Consider the following 16,353-nt stretch of genomic DNA (forward strand, 5'->3'; position numbering starts at 1 on the left):
TTTGTTGGTCATACTAGTTTCCTTCTTTGGGTTATTATAACCTCTTAGAAGCTGTCCAATTTTATTATGCCACTACACTGGGGCGTATTAAAGAATGAGCTGGTATATCATCAAGACTATAAAACAAGGTTCACAGTCATCAATGATATTATCAGTTATATGGAGCTGTACTACAATCAGACTAGGATTCAAAAGGGCTTGGGCTATCGAGCGCCAAGACAGGTGTGGTTTGACTACTATCGTCAGGCTGCGTAATTAAAATCTCCCAAGTTTGGTTCTACGGATTTGACAGCAGGGGTCATTGATTCTGTAAGTGATAATAAGCTTCTGCGCCCTTTTATAGATATTGCGCCGTCATTATATTCACTTCTTATCACACCGTAATTAGTATTAGACTTGGTATTTCCATTATTTTTTTGAGACATGGCTTCACCATTTATTGTATTAATTAGTCGATTGACAAAATAAGCAGCGGAAATTATATAAACGATGCTCTTAAATCGTTGTTACTCAAAGCATGCGTTGGCAGTAATAGGTTTTTATCTTAATGTGGAATTACAGCTATTTAATAGTAAAAATTTTATATCATTCTGAGTAGAGTTTCTTTTATTAGTTACAACTTCAACCTATCTAAATAATCTGCCCATTCTTGCATCATCTCTTTACGCTCATCTAGAAATTGCGCGCGGTTATATGCGCGACCATGCATATCAGGTACCCTGTGGCCTAGCTGTAACTCGACAAATTTTTCATCATACTTTAGTTGTTCAACGATCATGGTTCTAGCCGAAGCTCGGAATCCATGAACAGTATGAGTATCACCACTTATGCCAAGGCGTTTTAAAGCTTGGTTCATCGTGTTTTCAGACATTGGCTGAACGGTGGTGTGAATGGCTGGGAATACGAACTCACTTCTCTTGTGCTCAGCTAACTCGGACAATATCTCTACAGCTTGTTTTGGCAGTGGTACAATTAGTGATATTCCTGTCTTTCTTTTGGTCTTACGGGGTGTAAAAACCCAAGTCTTTTTCTCTAAGTCAAACTCAGACCATTTAGCATACCTCATCTCGCCAGCCCTAACAAATAACATTGGCATCAATCTCAAAGCGCATTTCACCTCAAAAGAACCGTTATAATCATCAATAGAACGTAGCATTTGACCAAATTCAACAGGATCAATAATAGCAGGGTAGTGCTTAATTGGTGGTTGCTTTAAAGCACCTTTTAAGTCTTGAGTTACATCACGTTCTGCTTTAGCGGTTTGAACAGCATATCTAAAGACTTGACCTGCCAGCGACTTCATCTTTAAAGCAGTTTCTAAATAACCTTTACTCTCTATTGTTCTACATGCATCCAATACATCAATAGGTTTTATTTGTTTCATGGGCATATCACCAATTACTTCATTCAAATAAGCAGCATAACGCCTGTTATTTTTATGAGTAGCAGGCGATAGGTGGGTTTGTCTTGATATATATTCCTCAGCAATCATAGCAAAAGTGTTGTTTGACTCTAGCAGTTTCTGGCGTTCATTATCCTTTTTAACCTTTCTGGGATCTTTACCCATTGCTAGGGTATGTTTTATGTCACCTCTTAACTGCCGAGCATGGGCCAGTGTAATTTCAGGAAATTTTCCTAAAGTAACTGTCACTCTTTTTTTGTTAAGGGCTCAGGGTAATCGATACGCCATGACTTAGTGCCAGCGACGCTAACGTACAAGTATAGACCACTGCCATCAGTCATTTTATATGGCTTATCAGCTGGTTTTGCTTGGTTAACTTGAGTATGGGTTAGAGGCTGTTTATTTTTTGCCATGATTTTACGGTATCCATTTTAATTATTTTTATCTATACCGTAAATAATACCGCATTAATTACGGTATGCAAGAGTTACTTATGGGGTTTTAAAGGAGTATAAGGTTAAATGAAGATTATAAAAAACCCCGCAGCATAAGGCTTACGGGGTGATATGGGGTGTTACGGTATAGTGAAGTGGTGCGCCCACAGGGACTCGAACCCCGATCGATCGCTTAGGAGGCAACTGCTCTATCCTGTTGAGCTATAGGCGCGTGGTGGAGTGCTATTGTAAAAAAAAGGTCTGACAAAAGCAATGCGTAATCATCAGGCAGCGGGCCTTAGACTTATTTACCATTGCTAAGCGCGTCGGATACATCTACCGAGAGCTCGCCGGTTGCTTGTTTGGCGCGTGAACTTGGTTGAAATAAATTGTCCATATCATTCTTATAACCGTCGATATTGGTATAATTATGCTGGCTTAAGATATCTTGTCCGGTACTTGAGAGCAAAAAATTTCTAAAATTAATCGCCGCAGGGTTTTGCGTTAATACCACGCCATCTACCGCTTGCTCGCCTTGTAGGGCATAGCCAAAAGAACTCAGGCTACGGGTATTGGTATTATCGCTTTTGGCGTGAGCCGCCACTTCTGCATCAGCTTCATCTACGCCATCTTCTGCTTTTTTAACTTGGGCGCTACTATCATTTAATTTGTTTTGGTTGTGCTTGTCTTGAGCGGTTTTTAATTGTTCTTGCAAAGGCGCTAGGCGCTCTTTTGACAGCTTGCCATTCGCAATGATTAAATCGGTATCTATGAGAAAAGACGCGCGCTCATCGTCGGTGCGATGACTGTCGGCAAAATCATTAACGAATAACGTTAAAAGGGCAGCCGAAGGCACATAGTTTGTTAATATTTGCATATTTGGATAGCGTGCTTGAAAGCTTGCAATCACCGCATCTAAAGGTGCTTGCAGCCCATCTTCTGCTTGGATGTGCAAGGTGCTTTTTGCAATGGTATTTTCGTCATTATCCGCAGACGATGTATCATTGTTATTTGCCATAATCGGCAAAGGGTCCATATTTTTGCGGTTACTGGTCCATAACCAAGTAAAGATGGCGATAAAAATAATCAGCAGCAGTAAAATAAGCCCCGCTAATAGCAGCTTGTAATCTCTCATAAGTTACCGCTCTTTTTTTGGTTAATGTGGTTAATTGATAGAGTAGATGATAAATGGTAACAGATTTATTCTTGATGGTTTAATACTTCGTCTACTAAATCTGCCAGCATATGAGCAAAGATGTCCGCGTCTTTTGCTACAGGTGCTGCCGTACTTGGCTCATTAGTTTTTTGTTGGGTAGGATTATTTTCGTTATTACTGCTAGCATCATTAGATACTACTTGGAAGCCTGAAACAGGCGCGTTTTGTTTATCAGTCGCTTGAGCAGCTGCCATATTAGTAGACAATGCTTGCAAAGCCTGATGCGCGGCCAATGGCGATTCACCGGTGGTAAGTTTGTCTTTAAGCCATTTAAAACCGTGGGCTTCCCACCATGCTTCAAAGCGTGGTAACGTGCTGCCACGCACCGCTGCTGGCAAGTTTAAAGTACGAAGTTTTTGGGTCAATATCGGGTCGCTAATGGCTTGATGGATGCTAAGATAAAGACCACTGCTATCGTCAGTATAAGGCTGCCTGTTTTGCCATGACCTATCATCAATTTTCATGCGGGGCAATTCCCACAGCTCACCGCGGTAGTATACAACATACAACCGGCGTTTAGGATGAACGAAAATGGCATCAATGGGGCGCATGGGCATAGTATTCTGTTATCTCTTTAACAAAAAAGTTTAGGTAAAGGGTAGAGCGACATCCGTTGTCGCAAGCGCTCTTGCTTTATAGGTGACGTGCTGGTAAACCACCGCGAACAGTGGCACACTGATCAGCAGATTGCGCACGTTATTAGCTTTTCTCACTACCAACCGTGTTATTAATACTCATCGTTTATTATTAGCGACAGTTTTACTGCCAAACACAGGGTGTTATGCATGAATTGGTACTATAATATCTACTGTTTTTAATCGATATTATGCTAGCAGAAATGCAACAGACTAACGAGCAGCAAACATAGATTGATGAGTGTTGCCTACCACGTTTCTTCTTCAGAAAAAGTATGAAACCATACGCTATCATCAGCTTTGCCGTAAAATTTACACGCTCGTCGTGTTGTTTTTAATACTCAATTTTTACTATTCCAGCTTTATTCATTCAAATAGATTACCTCATTTATGTTTACCATTATTCAGTCGCACCGCACCGAGCTTTTAGTTGAGCAGTTGTTGGAGGCCTATAAGTCCAAAAATCAACCCATTTTTGAAGAGTTTGTTGTCATTGTGCCATCAATGGTACTTGGTGATTGGCTAGACAAGTCTATTGCAAGCCAAGCGGGTATCAGTACCTTAGTGACGACGACGTTTTGGGGTCAGTATCAGTGGATATTGATGCAGGATGTGTTGAGCCGCCACAATGCCTATTTATTAGAACAAAACCCTGTAGCGTCAACGTTGAATGTGCCTGAGGTGGCAGTACTGTCACCAACGGTAATGCAGTGGCGATTGTTTGGTTATTTGACTTACTATCAAGAGGCGATTGTCGCTGATGAAAAACATCCCGTTCATCCACTGCTGGCGTCTTTGATTGATGAGCCGCAAGAAGAAGTTCAGCAGGATAAGGCACAGCAAGATGCGCGTATTTGGCAGCTGGCAAGTGATTTGGCGAGGGTGTTTAACCGCTATTTAACCCATCGTGAGGACTGGTTGGATCTGTGGTCACATAATAAGCCGCTTAATGTGGATGCGCTGATAGCGGATAAGGATGCACTATCCTTGCGCTTCGATAAGTATGCACGTGGCACCCCTGAATGGTTGGTGGCGCACTATGTAGAGTTAGAGGTCGCGCAGCGTTTCTTATGGTCGCATTTGTTTGCCGATGTGCATCAGCACCGGGTGGCACTTGAGGATACTTTTTGGTCAGCGCTAAAAAGCAACAAGGCGAATGAGCGTGCTCAACTGCCCAAAGTTCTGCGCATTTTTACCATTCAGCAATTGCCACAAACCGAGCTCGACTTTTTACAGCGCTTGTCACAATACATGGATATCACACTGCTGCACTACAACCCATCCAAGCTGTTTTGGGCGGATATTGTTGATAAATCATGGCTACAGCGTCAACAGATCATTAACCCTGAAAGCGTGTTTCTGCGTGATTATGGGCACAGTTTGCTATCACGTTTGGGCAAACAGTCGCGTGATACTTTTGCCATGCTTGCTAATTTATCGGGTAATGAGCAATACCAAGACGCACTCGTTGAGTGGCAGGACATCTTTAATGAGGGCGATGATAGCAATGATGGCTTGAGCGACGAGTTCAGTATTGATTTTGATGATAGTGCGCAACAGCTGCAAAAGAGCGTAAGCTTATTGAGACGTTTACAAAATGATGTGTTGATGCTCGATGAGCAGTCTACCCAGCAAGCGACCGCGGCCAAAGTATCGCAAGCAGTCAGTAAACAACTAGAGACCGGCTCTGATCAAGATGAGCAAGAGACGCCGTGGTATGACGATGAAGCATTAGAGAATAAACGCTTTGAGAAGGAGCGTTTTTGGGCAATGTCTGCACAAGATAATAGCCTAAGTATTCATTCATGCCATAGTTTGCAGCGTCAACTTGAAGTACTGCGTATTATGATTGGGCGCTGGTTGAATGAGCCATTAAAACCTGGTAAGAAAAAACGCCATATATCCGATATTGTCGTGTTGCTGCCCGATGTTGAGCGTCACCATGCGCTGATCAGCTCTATTTTCGTCAGTGGTAAAGGTCAAGACGGTTTGACCTTGCCTGCAAAGGTAACTGGTGTGGTCGATGCAGATATTCGTCAGCTATGGGAAGCCATCATTGGTTTTTATAAGCTGTTAGGCAGTCATAGTGCCCGCTTTGAAGCCGCCGAGGTGCTTGATTGGCTAATGCTGCCACCGCTGCATGAAAGTTTTGGCTTAACCCATGATCAGATGAGCCGTGGCTGTGATTTACTGGTAGAGGCAGGCTTTATTCGCGGCTTTGATGAATGGCATCTTAAAAAAACCCTAGATAGCAACGACTATGACTACCGATTTACCTTTGCTCAAGCGTTAGATAGATTAACCTTGGGTCTCGTGATGCCAGAGGCCAGTTTAAGCGATTGCTTATATCCTTTGGCACAGGAAGAGTGGCCAAGCACTGCCTTGCCGGAAATGAGTTTGCCGCTGCCGCAAGTGAGCCTAAATGATGCGATAATTATTGAAGCGCTTTGTCGTATTTATGCCGGTTTGACTGCGCGCCGTGATGATCATACACAAAAACTAAAAGCGGAAGATTGGCTTGATCAGATTGAGAAACAAGTCATTCATCGCTACTTTAGTGATGTCGATCAAACGCGTACGATGCGCGCCATCTATAACGCTATGAATGGCTTTAAATCAAGCCTGAGGGCCAATCGTCACTATAGACAGTACGCCAGTAGCGATAGTGTCAGTAATGCTAACAAAAAAGAAGTAGAGCAAAGGCTGGCAGGCGTTGAGCAGTTGCCATTAAAGCTGAATTTTATGCTGGACAGTATTGAAGCAGAGCTTGAGAGTCAGCAGGTCAGTGCCGAGCCGACTGGGGTGATTACCTTTGGTCGATTTGGTGCGTTAAGAAACGTGCCTTTTGATTTGGTGGTGATGCTCAATATGGATCTCTCTGAATTCCCTGGGCGTGATCTTGATAATCGCTATGATTTGATGAAAGCCACTAATGCCCGTCGCGGCGACAGAGTCAGTGAAGATGACGATAATGGTGCGTTTTTAGACGCATTGCTGTGCGCGCGCAGTGCTTGCTGGATATTTTATAACGGTCAAAGTCTGACAGACACCCACGAGCACCTGCCAGCCAACCCAGTCAGTGAGCTATTACAATTTTTGCAAGGTGAGGTGCAGTGGCAGGTCAACTCGCTTGAAGCGTTAGACACATTACCTGAGAATGTTGATTCTACCACCGAGAGCCTTAAGCGTTATTTACCTAAATTGATTAAACAGTGGCTGGTAACTGAGCATCCAGCACTGCCGTTTCATGAGAGTTTGTTTGAAACAGACATTGAAGACGCAGATGTTTGTGAGCAAGCGTCTGACACTCCTAAGCTCAATTTGAATGAAAGCACAGCTATCCACACTGAAAATAATATTCAAGACAACAGCCTTATTGATAATGCAGATGAGTTAGATGTTCTTTTGAATACAGCCATGCGCAGAACCAAGCTTGCGCAAAAACGTCAGTTTCCTCCGGCGCCGCTTTGGCAAGCAGTGTTTAATACCTTAAAGGGCAGAGCATTTAGTGAGCATGCAGAACTGGTTAGCTTGCCTACCAAAGCACAGTACGAATCAATTGCTCAGCTGCTTGGTCAATCTCTAGGTCAGTTAGGACAAGTAGACAATCAAACCTTAGATGTAATAGCTGAGATGTTGTCACTAGACGCAACAGCTGTATTCAATGATTCTGGTGAGGTTAATGACCTTACTAAAAAGGCACTTTCCGAAACTGTATTTAATATTGGAGAGATAGACGTTGAAGGGGTATTGACCTATCAAGTGCGCCATCCTGCCAAGGCATTTTTGCGTACTCAAAAGGTGCATGTGGTGCAGGGTGAGGAAGCGATGGCACATCAAGAGCCACTATTCCTAGACAATCTAACGACTTATCAGATAAAAGAGTATCTGATTAACGAGCTGGCGAGCGATGCAGCAAATAATAGTACCGACAGCACCGCCACGCAAGACAGTCCAATCTTGATGTATCAAAAAATCATGCCAGCAGGTGTGGCGCGCCAAACGACCTTGCCCAATCAAAAACAAAAACTGCAGCAGCAATGTCAGGAATTTAAAGAACAGCTAGTTGCTAATGGCTTGGATGATGCCCAGATATTAGAGGCAAGCGAGATAGGTGGTTTGCAGCTACTGACCCCAACCACCGAGCATCCCGTTCAGCTAGAGTTAGCGACTGTGTTGAACCATGCTGATAATGCGCCACTACCGAAGCTATTGCCTAAAATAGTTAAAATAAAAGGTTCAGTACCAATATCAGTTCCTACATCAGTATCGATAGATGCCAATCACCATCCCTTTAATCTACAGGCTGGCGTGTCCTATGCGGAAAACTCACCCAAGCAGTGGTTAAACATACTGCCCAATTCTGCTAGCCCCAAGCATTTAATCAAGTTTTGGTTGTCGCATCTGTATTGGCAAGTTGCCAGACGTACCACTGCTGAGCAAGTCGCAGCAGATGATGGCGTGAGTATTTGGCGCTTTAACAAATCCAACTCGCAAGTTGGTAAATATAAAGATGTAATCACATTTAAGTTAAGCCCTATTGTGTATGAAGATGCCGTGACCGAGCTGATAAAGTGGGCGATATTTGGCAAGCTAGTCGGTCAAGTGCCGATTACCTTATTGCCAGAATATGCGCTCAGTTATCTTGATAAGTGCGCAAAAGCGGCAGAGAGTGAAGATGAGATTGGCAGCTATTGGCCAAAACGCGCAGACTTCTTAGATTGGCTAAGACCTAACTATCACGTAGACACGGTATATGATACCTGCTCGCAGCATGCCATTTGGCAATATGTACTGCGTGATCAAGACGCGTTTAAAGCCTTATCAGCAGCATTAACGACGTTAGCACAGCCACTGTATGAGCCGATGTTCACAGCGCTAGTTGGTCTAGATAGTTAGCAGGCTAGCTGGTTACTTAAAACTGTTTAAAACTACCCCACTCTCAACTTATTTTTCTAATGTTATTGGTTTACTTAGTTTTTAAAATTTCAGTTAAAACAATTAGAATTTTAAATTCTATAAAAATCAAAAGCCTACGATAAGTTGAGATTGGCGTTAAAACTGTTTAAAACGGTTCGTTTTTTGCCCTTTGGTTTAATTGATAATAAAAAGTGTACGCCCCTATGACAGAATTTACCGCCACCACTCACATGATGGACATTTCTACCCAGCCACACGCATCTGATACATATCAGGGTATGACTGACAGTGAGGTTGCGAATCACGACATGATTAAGCCTAAGAATAATGCGGATGTGATACCAGCGGTTGATGTTGCATTGACGGGTCGGCATCTTATCGAAGCGTCAGCTGGTACTGGTAAAACGTGGACACTAACTGGCATTGTACTGCGTCTGTTGATTGAGGCACGGCGTGCACCAGAGCAAATCATTGCGACGACCTTTACTCGCGCTGCGGCTGCTGAGATGCGTCAGCGCATTCATGATCGTTTGGTGGATTTCTATCAGCTGCTGCAATGGGTGAATAGCCTGAGTGCTGACCGCGCTAATAAAGAGAGTTTGTATCCACATATATTACAGGTGACACCTGATAGTGATAAGCAAGCAGTCAATAGCTCAAATACGGATTCAAACGCTGAAATAGATGCAGATGAACTAAATCAAGACTTTGTTTATAACAACGTTCATGACAAAAAAGCTGCTGCTGAAAAGCGTGCACAAGCAAAAAAAGATCGTGAGGACTGGTTAGTCGCTCAGGCTAAATATGTGCGCTTAGATGACATCATGCAAGACCCTATCAATCTGCATCTGGTCGGCTACTTGCTTGATCATGTATACAGTTATCCTATGACAGAAGCCATTCGACGCACGGCGCTTGTATTAACCACCTTGGACAAGCTGTTTGTCGGAACCCTTGATAGCTTGGCGCAAAAATGGTTGAAGGAATACAGTAGCGAGACCGGTCATCAGCAAGGGATGGCTATTATTGAAGACAGCAGCATTGAGCAAGTGACGGACAGTATTGTTCATGATGAGCTGCGTCAGTTTCAAAGTAGGCTGTATCACGAGCAACCTAAATTGTATGCATTGATGGATCAGCAAGGTAAGCTGACGGCGGTGGGCGATCATAAAAGCTATGTAACTCGGTCGCTGAATTTTATTTCTGCGCCAATTGACGAGGTTGTGAGCAGTGATTTTTCTTTGGAGGGTTACGAGCGGCTTATCCGCAGTATCATTGAGCGCAGCGATGAGCTTGATGCTTTCTTTAAGCCTGATGGCGAATACTATGAAGTTCCCAAAGGACAGTTGCAGAATAACAGAGAGTCTTGGCCGAAAATCGTTCAAGTGTTAGAAGAGTCTGGTCCCGCCGCTTATAAGTTCATATCAGACAAAAAAACTTATACTGGAAAGTTAATTGAAGCGTTTCAGAAAACTGATGATATAGGCAAACAGTTCTACAAGCCAAAAGATGGTGAAAGAGTTAATTTGATATTTAATGAGTTGCAGGTGGTTCGTGACTTTAAACGGTATATTGAAGAAAGCAAAAAGCTCGATGAATACGTTATTACTATTTTAGCCAATCTCAATCGCCATATCGTGTTGGCGGTACGTGACAGGCTACCGGTTATATTAGAAGAGCGCGGTGAAACTACCTTTAGCTTGCAGATGGTACGTTTAAACCAAGCATTAACGGGTCGGCAAGGAGAGAAGCTGTCACGTTATATTCGTCATCACTATCCAGTGGCATTGATTGATGAGTCGCAGGATATCAATGGCGAGCAAGCCACTATGATTGAAAGCATCTATTTGCCAACAAATAAACGTAAACCGTTGGCCAATGACAAACAGGCTACTAATAAAACCAACCATGATTTTTTGTTGTTGGTAGGCGATCCTAAGCAGGCCATTTATGGGTTTCGCGGCGGTGATGTCGCCAACTACAATTATATGAAAGCCCAGTTTGAAAAAAGCAGCCTATGGACGCTCGATGTTAATCGTCGTTCAAACGCCAGTGTGATTAATGCCCTAAACTGTTGGTTCGGTATGCCTGCGCCAGTGACTCAAGAGAATAGGCTGGCACAGTTAGGTAGTGGTATTTATTACCAGCACATTAAAGCTGAAAAGCAAGAAAATCAGCTGTCTTGGTTTAATGATTCAAACATACTAAGTAGCGACTTGGTAAATGACGTGCTCTCTGCTCAGCCAGTGAGTGTGTTGCACTTGCCTTATGATAAGGACAAGGAGCTTGAGTATGATGAGTTCGAGATCGCAGCGCGTCATATTGCGACCTTACTCAGCAGTGGTCAGGCGTTAAAAGGCAAGCCGATTCAGCCGAGCGATATTGGCGTGCTGGCACGTGCCAAAAAAGATTTAAAACGGGTGGAAGATGAGCTGGTAAAGCTTGGTGTGCCAACCTTGACCACCAGTGATGTGAGTATCTTCGAAACCGTCATGGCAGAGGATGTGGCAGCGCTGCTGAGTGCTATGTTATATCCGTATCGTCATGACATGATTAATCGGGTGCTGACCAGTCATTTGTATGGCCTGAGTATCAAAGACATTAAAGCCATGATGATTGACCATGAGGCAGGAGCTGTAGATTTAAATAGCGCTAATACAAAAGCCATCGACAATAAGAAAAGCTATCAAGACTTTATTAGCTATTTAAAAGAAGGTGCCCAGCGTTGGCAGCACTTTGGCGTATTATCGGCCATGCATTACTTGTTAGATCAAAGCCCTGTGCAGCCGCAAGGCGTTTGGCAAGCATTAGCCGCGCATCCAGAAGGCGATCGTCATATTATGGATTTGCGTCATGTAATGGATATATTAGCGCAGTATGGTATCGGCATGGGTGAATACGAGCTGCTGGCCTGGTTTAGACAAAACATAGATAGCGCGCCTAGCAGCGATTGGGCCAAGCAGTATCCGTTACCGACAGAATCTGGCGTGCAGCTAATGACCATTCATAAATCAAAGGGGTTAGAGTTTCCTATTGTCTATGTGCTGGGTATGGGTGATGCCAGTAGGAAGTCAGGTAATAAAGAAGACTATGGGTTGTATCTCTACAACGCGCAACAAAACCCTACCCAACAAGATGCTACTCAACAAAGTCAGTCAGCGTTGGCGCAGCAATCGACAGGCAATCAGCGCCGATTCTCTCCTGTACAAGGCTCTGCGACCACAAAGGGTTACTATACCGATATTGAAACGCAGGAGGGCTTCGAGGAGCTGCGCCGGCTTGGTTATGTGGCCTTTACGCGCGCCAGTGAACAGCTTTATGTGGTACTGCGAGATCCCCACAACAAAACAGGGTTTGAATTAAAGCCGGTGTTCTATTGGTTTGAGTCACCAGAGCCAAAATTTGAATTGCCAGATAGATTCAAAGGCACCATAGGTATGATTAGAGGGCATAAGGTCAATGAGTTCTATAACGATAACTGTGCTGCTACTAAAGCAGGCAAATTAACAGAAAGTGGATCGCCCGATTTTATTACGCCCAAAACCGAACCTATTGAGTATGATGATTTTTCAGAAGTTATGAAAATCAATTACTTTTACGGTTGGGCTAAGACCAGTTTTACCGCCTTAGCCCGTCAGCTAGATGAGTCAACGCAGACAATGGCTGTGATGGATGAGCGTATTGATGATGCGATAGATATTGATGTTGATATCAATATCACCGAAACGTCAGTTCCACCGTCACTGGGTGGTCATGCATCAGATAGTCATGACGCTGCCGCGCAAGTCGATCAGGCAAGTCCCAAGTTAGAGGATGATATTCGTTTTACCTTTGTGAAAGGTGCCAATGCGGGTACATTTTTGCATGAGATATTTGAAAAAATTGATTTTAATAATAAATCCCAGTGGTCTCAGGTTATCGATAGAGCTATTAGTAGCTATCAGCTGCCGTTGGTGTATAGCAGTGCTGAAACCCAAAGCCGTCGATTACAAGCGAAGAAGCAAGAGCAAGGCGATAGTTCTTCATTAAATACTGATTCATTGGATTCGGACTCGATAGATGCTAGCAAGCATGCAGCTCTCATTGGCTGGATTGAAGAGGTGCTACATACGCCGCTATTAGCGTCTGATCAGCCGTTACGCTCTATCGATGCAAGTCAGAGGTTCGCTGAATTAGAGTTCAATATGGGACTGTCAGAGCGTTTTAAAGCACAAGATATTAATAGACTCTTTCAGCAGTACCTGCCTAATGAAACCGACAAACATGTTAATCTTGTCCCGCAAAACAAAGCGCATTTATATCGTTATTTACGTGGTGAAATCGATTTGGTGTATGAGCATGCTGGCAAGTATTATGTCGTCGATTATAAAAGTAACTTTTTAGGAAATAGCCTAAGCGATTATAACGAAGCTACGCTCAAGCAAGCGATGTCCAAAGCAGGGTATTGGTTGCAAGCAGCCATTTATCAAGTGGCATTGCATCGGTTTTTGTCGATGCGAATTGCTGATTATGTAGGCAATGAAGCTAAGTATTTGGGCGCGGTGGAGTATGTCTTTTTACGAGGCGTATATGATCCAACCTCTCAGTTGGTGACTAAAGCAAAAGAGGCGAATGTACTGAGTGGCGGCGACTCAATAGCCAGTGAGACAATGCATGACAAACCAACAAACAGTGCCCGCTATGGACTGGTGACGTGGGACATTCCCTTTGATTTTATTAAGGCCTTAGATGCATTGTTTGGCATGCCCAGTTAGCAGGGTACACAAAATGAATGCAATTACGAATTTGATGCAACAAATTACTGTAGCGATTAATCCTATAAGTATAGAGAAAAACAGACCATGAGTAATAATTTATGAATAATAATAAGAGCAGCGCTGCTATTAGCTTACAAGAAAGCTGGGCCAGCAACATCAGTGATTATATTTTGCTGCGCCGTCAGCAAACGCATTTAGCGTATAACGTGACCGATGCCAAGCTTAATACTGGTAGTGAAAAAATAGACAGAACACCAGACAGCGGTTTATTTGCAGCCTTATTTACTATGTTAGCCGCGCATTTAGAAGAGGGGCATACTGTACTCACCATTCAGGAAACTGAGCACGAAGTACCGCTCAGCGGTCATATCAATGACGAAGTGGTGACACTATATGCTTGGCAACAGCAGCTGTTAGAGATGCTAGCGATGCCGCTTATTGCCTTGAATGACACTCAAATAGAGGTTCAGTCAGAGGTGGATATTACGGCTGAGGTATCAATATTCGTACTGCTAGAGAACTTGTTTGCTAAGCAAGACCAGCTATGGGCGCAGCTGGCACTCAGTAATCATGAAAAAGAGATGTTGGTTAAAAGGCTTGATACAGTAGCGGCACTCTACCAATTATTGAAAAATAGTAACTTAACGTTTTTTTCTAAGTTAATCGATGAGCACACTTTGTTCGCTGACGTTAATGCTAATACAAACCAGAATGAAAATATAAATAGCCTAAGCAAAAATAATCAACCTATCGTTTATCAGCTTGTAAATAACAAAAAGGCTGATAAACAAAACGCAGCAATCACTTTTTGGTTACACAGAGCTTGGCAAGCAGAATTTAACTTAGCCGCGCGCATCAACACTATTTTAGACCATCAGGTAACACCGCTAGAGATAGCAATACCCGAAAACCTACACGAAAATCAGATAAAGGCAATTAATGTCGCCAATAACAACGCCTTTAGCATTATTACTGGTGGACCAGGTACGGGGAAGACCTACACCGTTGCTCAGCTAGTGATTGCACTGCAACAGGCAACAGAGAGTGGGGCAGATGCGTCTAAAAGCATTAGATTTAGCACTGACAGTGCTAGCTTGGCATTAGCAGCCCCAACTGGTAAAGCGGCACAGCGTATGCAAGAGTCTTTGCAAGCCGCGTTAGACACCGCGAATGTCGAACTACAATTACAAGAAGCCAAAACCATTCATCGCTTGCTAGGTATCGGACGTACTGGCAGACCGCGTTATGATGCTAATAATCCACTGGGCGAGGATATTATTATCGTCGATGAGGCGTCGATGCTAGGGGTGGAGCTGGCGAACTATCTTGTGAGTGCGGTAAAGCCTGGCGCAAGGCTGATACTACTAGGAGATGCAAACCAATTGGCAGCTGTAGATGCAGGGGCGGTACTGGCTGACTTGTGCCGCATTCCGCGGTTAGAGCCTATCCATGCAGAGCTAACAGAGAGTCGTCGATTTACATCAGATTCGGGTATTGGTAAGCTTGCTTATCAAATTAATAAGGCAAAGACAGATACTCATACTATTTGGCAGCTGTTAAAGCATGATAAGGTACTGAGTTTTCAATATGTGAATAACATTAACCCCTTACAAACAGAAGCTTCTCTACATAATGAAATAGAAAATAGCCTAAGCAAGAATAAAAATATCTCAAACCTCACATCAAACTACCATACTTACATAAACAAAATAAAAACGCTGCTGATAAATCCGATAGAAAAATCCGTGCCAGAATCAGTTAAAGATACCATTGCTTCATTAATGGAAACCTTTAATCAGTTCAGGGTGTTAACTGCTGGCCATAATGGCGAGTGGGGCGACCATTATATTAATAAATACTTTACTCAATGGCACCTTACTGAGCTTAAGCTACCACTGGGTCAAAACACATGGTTTCATGGTCGTCCCGTTATGGTCCTTCAAAACAATTATGAGCTAGGATTATTTAATGGCGATATTGGGTTTTGTTTGCAAACTGGTAATGAGCGTAGTCGACTCGAAGTGTTTTTTGAAAACAAGAAGCAGGGGATAGCCGTCAATCTTCTCAATGAAGAGGTGATCGCCACAGCCTATGCGATGACTATTCACAAATCGCAAGGGTCTGAGTTTGATCATGTGGCCATTACTTTTGATAATAGTCATGCAAGATTGCTGAGTAAAGAACTTATTTATACCGCTGTGACTCGTGCCAAAAAACAGGTAACCATATATAGTACGAAATCCGCTTTGGAAAAGGCCGTCCAAACACCCACTGAGCGCCATACGGGTTTGGCATTGCAATTTTAATTGCCACTGACTACAATCAAAGCAATAAGCAATAAAAAAGCATCCAGTCGGATGCTTTTTTATTATGCGATACATTCAAAACATTCAACCAAAGAATGACTAGATTTTGTCTTCTTTAATAGCGTAGATACCAGGCAGATGACGCAAGTAACCATGGAAATCCATGCCACAGCCATAGACATAACGATCTGCAACGTTGATACCAACAAAATCGACATCAAAGTCTGCAACTTTGCGATCATGCTCTTTATTGAGTAATACGCAACATTCAATCGATAAGGGTTTTTCTTTACCTAATTCTTCAACAATGGCTTTTAAAGTAATACCTTCGTCAAAAATATCATCGATTAATAAAACGTGTTCGCCTTCGATACTTACGTCAGGCTTAAATTTCCAATCAAGCTCATTGGTACCCGCATTATCACGATAGCGTGATGCATGGATATAATGCATGCGATGGTAAAAGGTTAGATGAGTCAATAGCTGACCGGCTGGGATAAGTCCGCCGTTCATAACGACCATCACGATTGGGTTTAAACCGGCATAATGTAGATTGAGCTGGGCGGCCAAGCGCTCATAAGCAGCGGCTACTTCGATACTGCTGATCAGGCACTCTGAGTTGCGCAGGGTTTTTTCAATTTCTTGGTTGTTAATTTGGGTCATGAGTTGCGCCTTTGATAAAA

At 43.2% G+C, this 16,353-nt stretch carries 7 protein-coding genes, 1 tRNA gene and 2 pseudogenes; 4 read left to right on the top strand and 6 right to left on the bottom strand.

Annotated elements, in window-relative coordinates; all coding sequences use genetic code 11:
- Nucleotides 1–78 precede the first annotated feature (78 nt).
- Nucleotides 79–255, top strand: a pseudogene (locus H9653_RS09010) (IS3 family transposase); the annotation flags it as partial.
- 358 nt (nt 256–613) lie between these two features.
- Here H9653_RS09010 and H9653_RS09015 read toward each other — a convergent pair.
- The 5 genes and pseudogenes from H9653_RS09015 to H9653_RS09030 all read right to left on the bottom strand — a co-directional run bounded on the left by H9653_RS09015 (nt 614) and on the right by H9653_RS09030 (nt 3,609).
- Nucleotides 614–1,567: a tyrosine-type recombinase/integrase gene (locus H9653_RS09015; RefSeq protein WP_404814811.1), complete on the bottom strand. Its 954-nt coding sequence runs from the start codon at nt 1,565–1,567 to the stop codon at nt 614–616.
- A gap of 27 nt (nt 1,568–1,594) precedes the next feature.
- A pseudogene (locus H9653_RS12710) lies at nt 1,595–1,815 on the bottom strand (integrase arm-type DNA-binding domain-containing protein); the annotation flags it as partial.
- A 177-nt stretch (nt 1,816–1,992) separates the two neighbouring features.
- A tRNA-Arg gene (locus H9653_RS09020) sits at nt 1,993–2,068 on the bottom strand.
- Between the two features lie 72 nt (nt 2,069–2,140).
- Nucleotides 2,141–2,971, bottom strand: coding sequence for a hypothetical protein (locus H9653_RS09025; protein WP_191691993.1), 831 nt, complete (start codon nt 2,969–2,971; stop codon nt 2,141–2,143).
- Between the two features lie 65 nt (nt 2,972–3,036).
- Nucleotides 3,037–3,609 carry a hypothetical protein gene (locus H9653_RS09030; RefSeq protein ID WP_144297910.1) on the bottom strand — a complete coding sequence of 191 codons (573 nt, stop codon included), beginning with the start codon at nt 3,607–3,609 and terminating at the stop codon, nt 3,037–3,039.
- Between the two features lie 468 nt (nt 3,610–4,077).
- Between H9653_RS09030 and H9653_RS09035 the strand changes: the two genes are divergently transcribed.
- From H9653_RS09035 to recD, 3 genes are all read left to right on the top strand, one after another.
- A complete protein-coding gene (locus H9653_RS09035; protein WP_191691995.1) occupies nt 4,078–8,586 on the top strand; it encodes an exodeoxyribonuclease V subunit gamma in 4,509 nt (1,502 codons plus the stop codon).
- 224 nt (nt 8,587–8,810) lie between these two features.
- The gene (locus H9653_RS09040) at nt 8,811–13,361 is read left to right on the top strand and encodes a UvrD-helicase domain-containing protein (RefSeq protein ID WP_191691997.1); all 4,551 of its coding nucleotides are present in this window, start codon (nt 8,811–8,813) and stop codon (nt 13,359–13,361) included.
- 101 nt (nt 13,362–13,462) lie between these two features.
- The gene (gene recD, locus H9653_RS09045) at nt 13,463–15,670 is read left to right on the top strand and encodes an exodeoxyribonuclease V subunit alpha (protein ID WP_191691999.1); all 2,208 of its coding nucleotides are present in this window, start codon (nt 13,463–13,465) and stop codon (nt 15,668–15,670) included.
- Nucleotides 15,671–15,769: 99 nt separating this feature from the next.
- Here recD and H9653_RS09050 read toward each other — a convergent pair whose 3' ends face one another.
- Nucleotides 15,770–16,333 (bottom strand): hypoxanthine-guanine phosphoribosyltransferase, encoded by a 564-nt coding sequence (locus H9653_RS09050; protein ID WP_068404752.1) that lies wholly within the window; start codon nt 16,331–16,333, stop codon nt 15,770–15,772.
- Between the last annotated feature and the right edge of the window lie 20 nt (nt 16,334–16,353).

This window comes from Psychrobacter communis (assembly GCF_014836505.1).
GTDB classification, from domain to species: Bacteria; Pseudomonadota; Gammaproteobacteria; order Pseudomonadales; family Moraxellaceae; genus Psychrobacter; species Psychrobacter faecalis.